Genomic DNA, 14,185 nt, shown 5'->3' on the forward strand with positions numbered 1-14,185 from the left:
AGATTGGCTGAACAGCAAGGTCAGAAGCAGTCTGACCGCGTCCGATAGGCTCGATGAAACTCGCAAGCTCGATTTCGACTCTCCAACGCCTAGGAGAGCAATGTAAATGCAATCTCAAACACGTCCGAAAACAAAACGCAAATCGACAAAAGCTGATTCGAGTATCTCGCTTCGTGGCTGCCGAGTTCACAACCTAAAAGATATCGATCTAGATCTACCGCGAGGAAAGCTGATTGCCTTTTGTGGTTTATCGGGAAGCGGCAAGACATCTTTGGCCCTCGATACTTTGTACGCCGAAGGGCAACGTTGCTACATCGAAAGCTTTTCGGCCTACACGCGTCAGTTCTTACAGCGGCTTGATAAACCCGACTGCGATTTAATCAGCGGTATACCACCGGCGGTAGCTGTCACGCGGGCGAGCGGATCAAAAAACAATCGAAGTACCGTCGCAACGGCCACTGAAATTGCTGACCATCTACGGCTGTTATTTGCCAAATGTGCAACCCTGCATTGCGTTGGCTGTGGCAAGCCGGTTACCGCGGACGATCCCACCAGCACGGCCGAATCGCTTCATACCAGTGGCAAGCGAGCGATGATCGGATTTCCGATTTGGTTGCCGGATCGCCAGTCAGGCGGTGAAATCCTGTTGGGTTTACAACAGGACGGTTTCGTGCGGATCATTGTCGGCGGTGAGTCGTTCCATCTCTCCGACTCCGATCGGGCTCAGCTCGCCAAGAAGATTCCCAAAAAAGGCATCGAGATCATCGTGGTCGTCGATCGCGTTTCCGCTGATAGCGATCTCAGTCGCCTGACTGAATCTGTTGAAACGGCGATGAATGAAGGCCATGGCAAGGCCGTGATCTTGACTGAGCTCGAAATCGACGGCGATGTCGTGCGTGAGAATCCAGTCGCCGCCGGCAAGTTCGTAAGTGTCGACGCACGTTCTTTTGAAAAGTCAATCGTCAGCGATAGTCGTCGTTGCGATGACTGCGACTTGGACTATCCCGATCCTGTACCACGATTGTTCAACTTCAACAATCCGCTGGGCGCTTGTGAAAAGTGCGAAGGCTTTGGCGAGTTGGTTGACTTCGATATGGATTTGGTCGTTCCGGACAAGTCCGTTTCAATTGCTGATGGTGCGATAGCCCCGTGGAATACACCGGCTTACGAACACGAACTTCACGAGTTGCTTGCACTCGCTGGCGACTACGATTTGCCAACGGATGTGCCGTTTTCGCTGTTAACGAAGAAGCAGTTGCGGTTGATCACCGAAGGAGTGCCTGAACGCAAGTTTGGTGGATTGAATGGCTTCTTCGCGTGGCTTGAACGGAAGAAGTACAAGATGCACGTGCGAGTGTTTGCATCACGCTATCGAAGTTATCGCACATGCGATCAGTGTGATGGGAAACGCTTTAAGCCAGCGGCTTTGGCATATCGGATCGGCGATAAATCGGTCGCGGATATGTTGGCGATGTGTGCGTCTGATGTGGCGGCCTATTTCCACGAAACTCCTTTGCCGAAGAAGCAACAGGAGATTGCTAAGGAACCGATGCGGCAAATCGATGATCGCATCGGCTATCTTCGTTCGGTCGGATTGGGATACTTGGAATTGGACCGACCGCTGCGAACACTTTCTGGTGGGGAAACACAACGAATCGCGTTGACGAGTGCTCTCGGTGGCGACCTCGTCAACATGTTGTATGTATTGGATGAGCCAACAGCAGGGCTGCATCCGGTCGATGTGCAAGCTTTGGTGAACTGTGTGCGGCAGCTCTGTGACCGAGGCAACACAGTGATCGTTGTTGAGCACAACGAGATCATGATTCAGAAAGCGGACCACGTGGTCGAGATTGGGCCCGGCGCCGGTGCACAAGGCGGGAACGTGGTATTTCAGGGTTCGGCAAAGCAGCTTTTAAAGAGCAAAGACAGTCTGACTGGACTGTACTTGCGTGGTGAACGCGGAGCGACGCTTCGGTCTCACAAGCCTCGAGAACCGAAGGGTACGATCGCTCTTCGCGGTGCATCGGGGCACAACTTGCAAGACGTCACTGTCGAATTCCCGTTGGGAATTCTGTGTGTAGTCACCGGCGTCTCTGGAAGCGGCAAAAGTTCATTGGTTCAGGACACATTGCTCGCCGCGATCCAGCAACGCAAGCTGGGGCAAGCGGCAAAGCCTTTGCCACTGGGGTCGATCACCGGAATGGGCCAGATCCAGGACTGCGTTGCGGTTGATCAATCACCGATCAGCCGATCGCCACGAAGCTGTCCGGTGACGTTCTTAAAAGCGTTCGATCCGATCCGGAAGGTTTTCGCCGACTGTCCCGAAGCCAAGGCACGTGGTTTGACGGCCAGTCACTTCACATTCAACAGCAGCAAAGGGCAATGCCCAACATGTGAAGGAGCCGGTGTCCAGCAAATTGACATGCAGTTCCTTGCTGACGTTGCAATGCAGTGTCAAGAATGCCGTGGGACTCGGTTCCGCGACGATATATTGAAAGTCCGGTACCGCGATCGCACGATTGCAGACGTATTGGCGATGACCGCACAGGAGGCCTACGAGTTCTTCCGCGGTGCCGCAAAAGTGCAGGCAAAGCTGAAACGGATGATCGATGTCGGGATCGGCTACCTGCCGCTGGGACAATCCGCGACGACTTTATCCAGTGGCGAAGGCCAGCGGTTAAAGCTGGCCGCGTTCTTGGCCTCCGCAAGTCGCAAGCGAACGCTGTTCATCATGGATGAACCGACCACCGGATTGCACTTTGACGACCTTGTGCGTCTGGTGGATTGTTTCGACGCGTTGATCGCCGATGGTCACTCGCTGTTGGTTGTCGAGCATAACCCGTTGCTGATGTTGTCGGCTGACTACATCATCGATATGGGGCCCGGGGCGGGACGGGACGGTGGTCAAATCGTCGCCCAGGGAACACCGGACCAGCTAAAGCAAAATCCAGACAGTCGCACTGGAAAGGTGCTCGCTGACTTTTGCGAAGCTTGACTGTTGCCAAGCTTCTGCCAACGCGGATAGCGAAAACGCTGTTTTATCGAAGCTTCGATTCGGCAGCTTGCAGTGCCGCGATGGTGTTATCCATTCGCTTGGACCGGTAGACGATCACCGTTTCATTCTCGTTGGTCGCGATCGGCTCTGAGATAGGAGTCCAGTTGCGATCCAAAATCGCTTGACGAAGTTTGACTTGATGCCGGTTGATGACGTTGTGAGCAAAAGTCTCTGCAATGTATCCCGCTGTTTTGTCATCCGGCAGGATAAGGTAGTCGATATCTTCGTCGCCTTTGGCCAACAGGTTTCCTAGTTTCTCATCGTCCGTTTCACCTTCGACCTCGCTCCAGGTTGCTTCGGCAGCGATATCGAACGTATTGCTAGACTCGAATCGGATACCATCACAAACGAGGTAGTCCAGAGTACTTTGCACATTGTCTCGGTCAAACATTGCCGTGGAATACACGCAGCCGGTACACATGGACGTCAGCTGAGCGACGCCATATCGCATTTCCTTGACACCGTGATTGCGACTGTCGGTCAACATGACATCAACAATTCGCTGAAGCGATGTCATTTCGTTGAAGCCCGATGGCTGATGGTTTTCCCAGCCCTGTTTCGACATCCACCCCAGTGCGACGACCAGACAGATCGACGCATAGGCGATCGATTGCCGACTTTTGACCGAATCCAAAAGATGGGCCAGCGGAAGCATCAGTGCCAAAACCAATCCGACAACAGCTGGCAAGCTGACGAACGGGTTCAAGCCGGCACCTCGGAGCACCAACATAAGCACTGGGCTAACTCCAATCCAAATTAGAACTGGCACAACGCCTCGGAGGCTAGTGATCGTTGCCAATGCCTTGCGGAAGGCTTGTTCTCGAAACGCAAAGTATAGCCATCCGATCGCCCAGGCGGCTGCGAGATAACCGATTGTGACACCAATCCCGCGACCAGCAAATTCAAAGTGCTTCGCCGATTCCATCAGTGTCAGGCTGGCGTTGGCGTCGGTATTCCAAACGAAATAGTAGTAGTACAACGTGTCAAACTGAAGCACGAAGAACCAGCCAGCGAGAACACTCGCAGCGACAACTGCGATGGCTTGACCTTTAAGGTGTTCAAATCGATTGGGTTTCGTTAGCAGCGCAAGTCCAGCAATCGGCGACAAGGCAAACACTAGATAAACAGGCGCGGTTGCCCGTGACAGACAGGCAATCGCGGCGGCGATTCCCACCAACGCATAATTTTTGACTGAAGGCTGCTCGTATGCGCCGAGCATTAGCACCGAGGTGCAACCGAATGAGAGGCACAACAAAAGGTCAACGCGGAAGTCTGACACTCCTCCGTTGGACGCGTATAAGCAAGCTGCCGTCAGAAAGCTTAAGCATGCGGTCAGCGAAACGCCGTCGGAGATTTTTCGGATTCGCGATAGATACCAAAAGACACAGCTCAGAAATCCAAAAAGATAGATCGCTTGGATCCAAACTCCGATCATCCGTGATGGCTCAGCAAATAACCCGATGACAATCCCGAAGACATAAGGCATCAGTACCGTCGCGCCGCTGTTCCATACTTTGGAGAATCCCGCCGTGATTCCGTCCTGCTGAGTTGCAATGACAGCATCATGCATCTGCTGGTTGTAACTGAGCGAGTCGTAGAAAGGGTTCGTGTGCTTGTAGAGCTCCAGATTTAATTGGCAACAATAGATTGCCAAGATGGAACAAGCGATCGCTATCGGTAAGAGACACATCCACAAAGGGCGCGGGCGTGAATCATCGTTGCTGGAGGGGGTGGTTGTGTTCATCTTGTTCTGGTTTGTTGTTGACTACGCAGAAGCCTTTCGCGCCATTGTGAGTGCCGAGCTAGGCTCCAATGGACTTTGATTGCTTTGCCTTGGGAATGATCGCAAGACTGCGTCAGATTGGTTGTCGCTCGATAGGTCCATGGCCAAGACATAAGCAGGTCGTTTGCGACACTCGTCGTAGATCCGACCGATGTATTCACCCAAGACGCCAGCGGCGACGAGCTGAAACCCACCCAGTCCTAAGATGGAGCACAACAGAGTCGTGAAGCCGAGTTCTGCAGTTTCAAGTCCGGCAACTCGTTTGACGACGAACCACCCGGCCGCCGCGATCGACAGCATGCAGAGCGTCACACCCGTTGCTGTCAACAGACGCAGTGGCTTCAGAGAGTTTCCGAAGATTGCGTCAAGTGCATAGCGGAGCAGGCGTGTAAATGTCTGCTTGGGTTCACCACCGGCACGTTCTTGCCTTTCGAATCGCACGATCGCCATCTTGAAGCCGACCCAGGCTCGTAGAGCTGGGAAGAATCGATGGGCTTCATCAAGCTGGCAAACCGCTTCCACGGCGTGGCGATTCATCAAGCAGAACGTCCCAGTGTTTTCGGGGACATTCGACTCCGATAGAATCTGAAACAATCGGTGAAACGCCGCGAAACAGAAGCCTCGAAACGCTGTTTCTTTTCGGGACGAACGCTGGGCGATAACGATGCCCGCGCCATCGTTGTATTTTTCGATCAGCTGTGGAATCAGCTCGGGCGGGTCTTGTAGATCGCCGTCCATTAAGACGACACATTCGGCGTCGGTCGCCTGCAATCCGGCTGTGATTGCGGCGGGTTGTCCAAAGTTCCGCGACAGAGACAAAAGGCGAACGGCGCCCAAAGAGGCTTCGTCATTGGAGTGGATCGCGTTTTCGACAATCCAATCCGCTGTACCATCACGGCTGCCGTCGTCCACGTAGATGATCTGGTAGGTCAGTCCTGTCGACTGACAAGCCGCGTCCACACGAGTGTGTAGCAGCTCAATAATCTCGATTTCGTTGTAGACCGGAATGACAATTTCCAATTGTCGTGTTGCCATTGTTTCGTCCGTGAAAGGCAGCTGATTCGCGAGCAAGAACAGTGATCGCGTACTTCATCCGGGGGAAGTTAGAAAAGATAGTCCCGGTGTGTCAACATCGCACCGCCGGTGACATCCGCCGACTTGGATCATCTGGTCGCGTTTTTCATGTTGCTAAATCTATCGCTGGCGAGCAGATAAGGAAACGACGCGGTAAAAACCACGTGCGGGTTTTCATTCACCAGATCAACCACACCCTCAAGCGGGAATAGGAGGTCTTGGCGAGGTAGGTGGTTTGTCAAAAGTCGCCTCTGACAGGCTAAGTTCGGCAGCGGTCGCCGGACGAACAATCTGCTGGACAAATACTTCGTGCGGTTTTAGGGCGATGCTGGTCACCGCGGGAGGATGATAGTGGCTTCGTGGATGACAGAGGTTTGCAGTCGATTCATAGGACGTTAGTTTTCTCGAACAATCAACATTCAACCACAGGCTTCGACGATGAACCCGCGGCTTCTCGACTATTTACAACGCATCCTTAACGCTCGGGTCTATGACATCGCGATTGAATCAGCTCTCGATCGCGCCACGAAGTTATCTGCCCGCCTGGGCAATCATGTTTGGCTAAAACGAGAGGACACTCAGCCGGTTCACAGTTTCAAATTGCGTGGTGCCTATAACAAGATGGCACATCTCACTCCGCAGCAGCTCGCCAATGGGGTGATCTGTTCGTCCGCCGGGAACCACGCCCAAGGGGTCGCGATGAGTGCCCAGCGGCTTGGGTGTGAGGCCCACATTGTGATGCCGGTGACGACACCGAAGCTGAAGTCAGATGCCGTCCGCGACCTCGGTGGGCAAGTCGTTTTGTTTGGCGATAGCTACAGCGAGGCATTCGCCCATGCCATCGAGCTACAAAAAGAGCATGGCTATTTGTTTGTCCACCCGTTCGATGATCCTGATGTTATCGCGGGGCAAGGGACCATCGGGATGGAGATCCTTCGCCAGCACCAGCACCCGATTCACGCGGTGTTCGTTGCAATTGGTGGTGGCGGTCTGATATCCGGAGTCGCCGCCTACATCAAAGCCGTGCGGCCCGAAATTAAAGTCATTGGGGTGCAGATGTCAGACTCCGATGCGATGGTTCAATCTGTCAAAGCGGGCCAAAAAGTCGTGCTAACCGATGTCGGATTGTTTTCCGATGGGACGGCGGTCAAAGCGGTCGGTGAAGAGACTTTGCAAATGGCTTCCGAGCTGGTCGATGACTATGTCGTGGTCGATACCGATGCCGTTTGCGCGGCGATCAAAGACGCATTCGAGGACACACGCAGCATTTTAGAGCCTGCCGGCGCGATGGGGATCGCAGGATTGAAGCAGTACGCCGCACGGCATGAACTACACGACGAAACGCTGATCGCGATCACCTGTGGCGCGAACATGAATTTCGATCGTCTACGCTTCGTGGCCGACCGCGCCGAAGCGGGGGAAGAACGCGAAGCATTGTTCGCCGTCACCATTCCCGAGCAACGCGGTAGCCTGAAACGGCTTTGCAAGACGATCAGCGAAAGGAATGTGACGGAGTTTAGCTATCGTATCTCCGATGAATCCGAAGCTCATGTGCTGGTCGGATTGTCGATCAAGAATCGTGCTGAAGTCGATACGATCTGTCAGGCTCTCGCCGAGCAAGATTTCGCCACGCTCAGCCTCGCAGATGATGACCTATCGAAAGAGCACTTGCGCTACATGGTCGGCGGGCGAAGCCACCGGGGTGGGGCCGAACGGTTGTATCGATTCGAATTTCCCGAACGTCCCGGTGCTCTGATGTTGTTTCTATCGCGCATGCATTCGGATTGGAACATCAGCCTGTTTCACTACCGAAATCATGGCGCCGACTATGGCCGTATTTTGGTTGGCATCCAGATCCCCGACGATGACCTGAAACCGTTTCAAGAGTTCTTGGATCAGTTGGGTTATCGATACACGGATGAAACGGCAAATCCGGTTTATCATTTGTTCCTGCGATAGATCCACCGCATGATGAAAGTCCGCATTTCACGTAAGGCAGACGTTTTTGATCTGTGTGTTTTCAGGTTTCTGATCATTCCTTTTTAGAACCGTTGGATAACAAACGATGACGCTACGCTCAACAACCATCGTCCATCCATGGCACGGCGTTTCACCGGGCGACGAAGCTCCTGAAATTGTCAACGTGATTGTTGAAATTCCGCTGGGCGGAAACATCAAATATGAATTGGACAAAGCATCGGGTTTGCTGAAAGTTGACCGAGTGTTGTTTTCGGCAGTTCATTATCCGGCGAACTACGGATTCATCCCAGGAACTTTTGCTGACGATGATGATCCGCTTGATGTGATGGTGCTGTGCCAGGAACCCGTGGTTCCGCTGGCTTTGATGCAAGTGCGGCCGATCGGGCTGATGACGATGATCGATGAAGGTAGGCGTGACCACAAGGTGATCGCGGTTGCGACAAAGGACGCGGAGTATTGCGACTTTCGCGAACTTGATGACCTCCCGCATCATCGGTTGGATATGGTCCGCCGTTTTTTTATGGACTACAAGACGCTTGAAAACAAAGATGTCGAAGTCGAAGGTTTCTCACCAGCCAGCGTTGCCCATCAAGTGATCAACGAGTCGATTCAAGGCTATCGCGACAAGTTCTTGAACAAATAAACTGTTTCCTGAGACAACGGTTTCTCGGACACAGGCAATCGCAGTACAGACATCAAATTAGTTTTGCGTCGATCGGCGTTTGGCGTCGTGGTCGGATACAATGGGGCGATCGAATTCTGAGGCGTTGCATTGGACGCCTCGTGCAATCAGCCAAATTGCAAAGCGATCTATTCTCCTCCCAATTTTACGCCACTGATGTCTGCAACGCGATTCTTGCTTTGTACGTTTACGCTCTATCTGTCCCTGGGGTCCTATTTGCCTGCGGCGGATCCGTTCGAGGTTGATGTCCTCGTCGATGCCGGAGAGTCCACAGGACAATTGAAGCCGATCTGGCGGTTTTTTGGTGCTGACGAACCGAACTATGCGACAATGAAAGACGGTCAAAAGCTGCTTTCAGACATCGGTTTGCTTCGTCCCCAAGAAGTATTCTTTCGTGCTCATAACTTGTTGACATCAGGTGACGGGACCCCAGCTTTGAAATGGGGATCGACGGATGTGTACAGCGAAACCGAAGACGGGCAGCCGCAATACAACTGGAAAATCGTCGACGGCATTTTTGACTCGTATCTGCAGCGTGGTGTTCGTCCCTATGCGCAGATTGGCTTTATGCCACGAGAGCTTTCTTCGAAACCAGAACCCTATCGACACGAATGGCGTCCAGGGATGCCATACGAACAGGTTTTTACCGGGTGGAGTTACCCGCCGAAAGACTATGACAAATGGAGCGAGCTAGTTTACCAGTGGGTGAAACACTGCGTCGAACGCTATGGTCGCGAAGAAGTCGAATCATGGTATTGGCAGACTTGGAACGAAGCCAACATTGGGGCTCCGAATCGGCCAGGGTATTTCACCGGCAGTAACGAAGAGTTCCACAAACTGCACGACTATGCGATCGCGGGAGTACGACGCGCTCTTCCAACCGCGCGCGTGGGAGGTCCGGATTCTGCTGGAAGCGGTGGGCGATGGACTCGAGAATTCTTTGAGCACTGTTTGAGCGGCACCAACTACGCGAGCGGTGAAGTCGGGACGCCACTCGATTTCGTCTCGTTTCACGCCAAGGGGGCGCCCCAGTTTGTCGACGGTCACATTCGTATGGGGATTTCGAATCAATTGAGGACGATTGACGATGGTTTTCAGATCGTCGCATCATTCCCACAATTGCGTTCGACGCCGATTGTGATTGGTGAGTCCGACCCGGAAGGCTGCGCCGCATGCCAAGGACCGATGTTTTCCTATCGCAATGGAACGGTCTATTCCAGCTATACCGCCGCCAGTTTTGCGCGGAAGCATGACCTAGCGGATCGGCACGGTGTCAATTTGGAAGGCGCCCTGTCGTGGTCTTTCACCTTTGAAGACCAGCCATATTTTGCAGGCTTTCGCCAGATGGCTAGCAACGGATTGGCATTGCCGGTTTTCAATGTCATGCGAATGTTTAGCCAGATGGGAGAGCAGCGGGTGAAGGCGACCAGCAACCATCAGTTATCGCTGGACGAGATCATGTCATCAGGCGTCCGTGGAAAGGCGGATGTTGGAACCATCGCCAGTCTCGACCAGCAGCGGCAACAACTATCGATCATGGTATGGCATTACCACGACGATGACATTGACGGTGCAGACGCGGCTGTAACCCTCCAAGTTTCTGGACTTCCGATGTCGATCGAGAACGCGGCGCTTTCACATTACCGCGTCGATGAAGATCACAGCAATTCCTATGCGGAGTGGAGGAAGATGGGATCGCCCGTTGCACCCAATAGCCGTCAGTACAACCAACTGCAGACTGCTTCAATGCTAACTCGCCTTCAGGGATCACCTGCCGATGTTGACGTCCAGCAAGGCAATGCAAGTCTCTCCTTTGTTTTACCAAGACAAGGCGTCTCGCTGGTTGTCTTGAAATGGTAGTGTGACCGGCTACGGTCTGGGTGTTAGCTTTTCAAGTTCTTCGAGTCGTTTTAGCACGAAGGGTGTGTCACCGGCGATGATTTTTGTAACCAGCTCATCCAGAGCTGGCTGCAAAGAATCACGCGAAGTGGAACGTCTTAGCTCGTACAGACGTAGCGGGATTCGCAGCAGTTCCAATTCATCCGGAGGCGAACTGTTCGGACTTGGAACACAGACTGATCGGATAAAGTTCAAGTCCCGGTAACCAAATTCGACACTCGGCTCGATCTGCGTTCCTTCTCCCCAATCATTCCATGTCGCGATTTGAACGATTGCAGCTTTGGAACCAATCGCCTTCGTGAAGGTCGATTTGAAAGTCTGACCTTTGTTATCGGGTAAGACAGGATATCCCTCGTTGATTCCAGCCTTTTTATAGATGTCATTGAATCGCGGAAAGGCCACCGGGATCGATCGCTCCCACGACTTCGATTCAGAAATGAAACGGTCAACCTGAGATAGGCCGACTTTTGGTGCAGGCCAACCGAACGCACCCGCGGCACCATCTCGACGATAGTCTTGGCTGAAGTAAAGGACAGGACTTTTTAGCCGATCCAGGCACGCTTTCCATTGGTCATCTGTCAATCCAGAATGGCCGAATGATAGGAGGACCGGCTTACCGTCTAACTTGACGTAGGCTCCCGATTTGAACCAATACTGTGAAAGCCAATTGATTTCTTCACTGGCATGATCAACGGCTCCGTCGGGAGGAATCTTTTTCGCATCGACCAAGGCTGGGATCGTTTGATCTTCATAGCAGATCACGAACTTCATCTTCAGACGTTCACATTGCTGAAGAAGTCGTGTCGTATTTCGGTGTAGGATTGCATAGTCTCGATAGTTGCTTAGGCCATACCAATCGACGATGACTCCGTCGATGCCGGCTAGCTTCATTGTCAACAAATGGAATTCCAGCACATCCTCATCGCCCGAATCATAGGGCCCGATCAATGGATAATGATTCGCAGCAATTTGACGCCGCTCTTGAACAGTAACGTTCGGGTCAAAGTGGTTCATCGTCCAGTGCCATCCCCACCGGCCGTCCTCTGGTTCCGCTTTGAACCACGGCATGTAGTGGACCAGCACTGACGTCGAGGGGCTTTTTCGCAGCTGATGATCAGACTGCGCACAACTGACATTTGGGGCGATGAACAGCCAACAAAAAACGACGATGGTCAGTCGTCGAAGGAATGTGCGTAAAGCACCAGTTGGGAAAGGCATGATCCTGCTCGTGAGAACTCAGATACTTCTTGAGCTCGATTGTAGTCTCCGTCTTGTGCGAAGTCTGTAAAGGTTTCGATCAAGCCCTCGGGGACCTCGCAAACCGTATTTTCTGTTCGGATGGATCTTTGGAAACGCACAATGGAATGTGGTGCCTGCGCCGAGTCTTGATTCGACGTCGATGTGACCGGAATGCTGAGAAATGATTCTTTGGCAAGTCGCCAGACCAAGTCCTGTTCCCTCGAACTCTGATTGCGAATGAAGCCGGTGAAAGGGCCTAAAGATAGTGTCGACGTCTTCCTCTGCGATTCCGATTCCATTGTCGACGACTGAGACACGCCAACAGGTGCCGCGATCGCTGGCGACAATGTTGACGACTGGCTGGCGGTTGCGACAGAATTTCAGTGCATTGGCGACTAGGTTTTGAAAAAGCTGACGTATCGCGATCGGATCACCAAGGACGGTGGGCAACGGCGATCGTTCGATCAATGCTTGTTTTTCTTTGATTGTCGAGTCAAGGCTGTCAATTACCTCGTCAACAATATCGCCAAGGTTGACTTGTTTGAAAGCAGTCTTTGTCCGGCCAGTTTGTGCGTAGGCCAACAGCGAATCCAGTAGCTCACTCATCTGCATCGTGTTCGAATTCACTTTGTGCAGTAGCGAACGGGCTTCTTCGTCGACTTGTCCGATGACGCCATCAGCCAAGATTTCGATCCAGGTTTGAATTGTTGTTAGCGGTCCTTTTAAATCATGCGCTGCGACTTGCGCAAATTCTTCTAGCTCTCGATTTCGAGCTTCCTTTTTTTGTTCCCTTTTGACCGCGGCGATGGCCGATTCGATTGCAGTCCGCAATTGTTGACTCGATGTTTTTCCGAGCACCAAGTAGTCATGGGCGCCTCTTTTGATTGACTGCGCCACTTCGCGTTCGCAACCTCGATCGGACATCGCAATGACTGGCAGGTCAACGACGCGGCTTCTTACCTGATCCAGTAGACGCCAGCCACTGCCATCTGAAATCTTTGGATCAAGGATGACGCAATCGATCTTTTGTGTCCGTAGCTGGTCGACAGCAATCGAATCGCCCCCGTCACAGAAGAGATGAACATTTCGAGGAAACGACTCCGGCAATAGGTCGCGTATTGATTCTGCATCCGAAGTACAACGCTGAACAATAAGTATGGTTGGCCGCTTGGTAGCCATCGCGTTCTCCTTATCGATCGCGAAAAACGTCGGAAAGATCTTTGTGGGACCCTTGGGGGTTTGGCTTGTGGGTGAAATTCCCACAAACCTACTGTGCTTCATCGCCAGTTCCGATGAGGCTTTCATTCATTGAGGGATGACCATCGCGGTGAATCGCAAATTGGATTCTTGTTCCACATCGCGTATTCAGGAACCAAGTTTTGTCGAACGGTTGACCCAGCATCCGTGCAGGTCTTTCTGTCGCGGTGGGGCAGTTCGGCTTTGTCATCGCAGCGTTTGTGCCTCGTTCCATATGAAAATACGGGTTCGGGGCATTAGCCGACGGGCGTTGGCAGCCCCGGTGATTGCACTGAAACCGTGGCAAACGCCATACGGCAAATCCTAATATCGAGTTTGGAACGAAGCACTAGCTTGGGGCGATGTGGAATCGCGATGGGTTGAATCCGAGACCAGATATTCGATTCGCTGTAAACGAGCAAAACCGCATGTTCAACCCATTCGCACCAGACGAGTCAATGCAGGCGGTTGGACGTCGGTTGTCGTTCCACGACTGAGAAGTGCACAGAATCAGAAAAGTTATCCCATGTGCCCGTCGATGGAGTTTGCATGAAAACTCATACCCTCAACTGTCGTGGGCTGAATTGCCCAATGCCGATCGTGGAACTGACCAAGGCCGCGCGCGCGGCCGAGTCGGGAGACAAAATCGAAGTGACCGCGACGGATCTAGCTTTCAAGCCCGATGTCGAAGCATGGGCCAGGCGGATGGGACATACCATCGAGAGCTTTGAACAGAATGATGATGAGCAACTGGCCGTAATCATCTTGGCGTAATCAACCACCTTCAGGCAAGGATCTGCAATTCCTAAACGATCCGATGTTGCCTTACTGAAAGCAGATGCCGTATGTCAAAAACGAATGAACGGGTCGTCATTGTTCTGACTTCAGGAAAGTCAGACAACGGAAAGAATGCCACGATGGCATTTTCTTGCGGGCTGGCTTCGATCGCCATCGGTCGGCCGACAACAGTTTTTTTAACCAGCGACGGTGCCGTCTGGGGCTACCAAGGCAGTTCGTCGGGGATCGCCGTTCAAGGATTCCCGCCGCTTTCTGAGCTGATCGAGCAATACGTCGATGCCGGTGGTGAGATCATGCTTTGTTCGGTCTGCCATACCACTTGCAGCGTCGGACCACCGGGGGGCAAACTCGAGATCGAAAAGCTTCCAGGCATCGAGATCGGAGGATTCACTGCGGTGCTCGATCTTGCGATCGGCGGAACCACGATGTCGTTCTAGAG

10 protein-coding genes are annotated in these 14,185 nt (G+C 52.8%); 6 read left to right on the forward strand and 4 right to left on the reverse strand.

Annotation, left to right across the window (positions count from 1 at the left end; translation table 11 throughout):
• The first annotated feature begins 106 nt into the window (after positions 1-106).
• Positions 107-2,995 (forward strand): excinuclease ABC subunit UvrA, encoded by a 2,889-nt coding sequence (gene uvrA / locus LOC67_RS11920; RefSeq protein WP_230262830.1) that lies wholly within the window; start codon positions 107-109, stop codon positions 2,993-2,995.
• 43 nt (positions 2,996-3,038) lie between these two features.
• Here uvrA and LOC67_RS11925 read toward each other — a convergent pair whose 3' ends face one another.
• Both LOC67_RS11925 and LOC67_RS11930 read right to left on the reverse strand, forming a co-directional pair.
• Positions 3,039-4,799, reverse strand: a complete 1,761-nt coding sequence (locus tag LOC67_RS11925) for a hypothetical protein (protein ID WP_230262831.1) — start codon at positions 4,797-4,799, stop codon at positions 3,039-3,041.
• Between the two features lie 21 nt (positions 4,800-4,820).
• A complete protein-coding gene (locus LOC67_RS11930) occupies positions 4,821-5,873 on the reverse strand; it encodes a glycosyltransferase family 2 protein (protein WP_230262832.1) in 1,053 nt (350 codons plus the stop codon).
• A gap of 477 nt (positions 5,874-6,350) precedes the next feature.
• Here LOC67_RS11930 and ilvA point away from each other — a divergent pair, with 477 nt between their 5' ends.
• From ilvA to LOC67_RS11945, 3 genes are all read left to right on the forward strand, one after another.
• Positions 6,351-7,871 (forward strand): threonine ammonia-lyase, biosynthetic, encoded by a 1,521-nt coding sequence (gene ilvA / locus LOC67_RS11935; protein ID WP_230262833.1) that lies wholly within the window; start codon positions 6,351-6,353, stop codon positions 7,869-7,871.
• A gap of 106 nt (positions 7,872-7,977) precedes the next feature.
• Entirely contained in the window at positions 7,978-8,535 is a 558-nt protein-coding gene (locus LOC67_RS11940; protein WP_230262834.1) for an inorganic diphosphatase, read from the forward strand.
• Positions 8,536-8,730: 195 nt separating this feature from the next.
• Entirely contained in the window at positions 8,731-10,434 is a 1,704-nt protein-coding gene (locus LOC67_RS11945; protein ID WP_230262835.1) for a GH39 family glycosyl hydrolase, read from the forward strand.
• Positions 10,435-10,443: 9 nt separating this feature from the next.
• Here the strand turns inward: LOC67_RS11945 and LOC67_RS11950 are convergent, their stop codons facing one another.
• Positions 10,444-11,691, reverse strand: coding sequence for a glycoside hydrolase family 71/99-like protein (locus LOC67_RS11950; protein WP_230262836.1), 1,248 nt, complete (start codon positions 11,689-11,691; stop codon positions 10,444-10,446).
• A gap of 18 nt (positions 11,692-11,709) precedes the next feature.
• Entirely contained in the window at positions 11,710-12,891 is a 1,182-nt protein-coding gene (locus LOC67_RS11955; RefSeq protein ID WP_230262837.1) for a hybrid sensor histidine kinase/response regulator, read from the reverse strand.
• A 606-nt stretch (positions 12,892-13,497) separates the two neighbouring features.
• Between LOC67_RS11955 and LOC67_RS11960 the strand changes: the two genes are divergently transcribed.
• Complete coding sequence (locus tag LOC67_RS11960; RefSeq protein ID WP_230262838.1) at positions 13,498-13,722, forward strand: sulfurtransferase TusA family protein; 225 nt, start codon at positions 13,498-13,500, stop codon at positions 13,720-13,722.
• A gap of 71 nt (positions 13,723-13,793) precedes the next feature.
• Positions 13,794-14,183 carry a DsrE family protein gene (locus LOC67_RS11965; RefSeq protein ID WP_230262839.1) on the forward strand — a complete coding sequence of 130 codons (390 nt, stop codon included), beginning with the start codon at positions 13,794-13,796 and terminating at the stop codon, positions 14,181-14,183.
• The last annotated feature ends 2 nt before the right edge of the window (positions 14,184-14,185 follow it).

Origin of the sequence: Stieleria sp. JC731 (genome assembly GCF_020966635.1) — a bacterium.
Taxonomy (GTDB): domain Bacteria; phylum Planctomycetota; class Planctomycetia; order Pirellulales; family Pirellulaceae; genus Stieleria.

Excerpts from the sequence above, each read along its gene's own strand:
- uvrA (WP_230262830.1), top strand. The coding sequence starts at position 107 with ATGCAATCTCAAACACGTCCGAAAACAAAACGCAAATCGACAAAAGCT.
- LOC67_RS11925 (WP_230262831.1), bottom strand. The coding sequence starts at position 4,799 with ATGAACACAACCACCCCCTCCAGCAACGATGATTCACGCCCGCGCCCT.
- LOC67_RS11930 (WP_230262832.1), bottom strand. The coding sequence starts at position 5,873 with ATGGCAACACGACAATTGGAAATTGTCATTCCGGTCTACAACGAAATC.
- ilvA (WP_230262833.1), top strand. The coding sequence starts at position 6,351 with ATGAACCCGCGGCTTCTCGACTATTTACAACGCATCCTTAACGCTCGG.
- LOC67_RS11940 (WP_230262834.1), top strand. The coding sequence starts at position 7,978 with ATGACGCTACGCTCAACAACCATCGTCCATCCATGGCACGGCGTTTCA.
- LOC67_RS11945 (WP_230262835.1), top strand. The coding sequence starts at position 8,731 with ATGTCTGCAACGCGATTCTTGCTTTGTACGTTTACGCTCTATCTGTCC.
- LOC67_RS11950 (WP_230262836.1), bottom strand. The coding sequence starts at position 11,691 with ATGCCTTTCCCAACTGGTGCTTTACGCACATTCCTTCGACGACTGACC.
- LOC67_RS11955 (WP_230262837.1), bottom strand. The coding sequence starts at position 12,891 with ATGGCTACCAAGCGGCCAACCATACTTATTGTTCAGCGTTGTACTTCG.
- LOC67_RS11960 (WP_230262838.1), top strand. The coding sequence starts at position 13,498 with ATGAAAACTCATACCCTCAACTGTCGTGGGCTGAATTGCCCAATGCCG.
- LOC67_RS11965 (WP_230262839.1), top strand. The coding sequence starts at position 13,794 with ATGTCAAAAACGAATGAACGGGTCGTCATTGTTCTGACTTCAGGAAAG.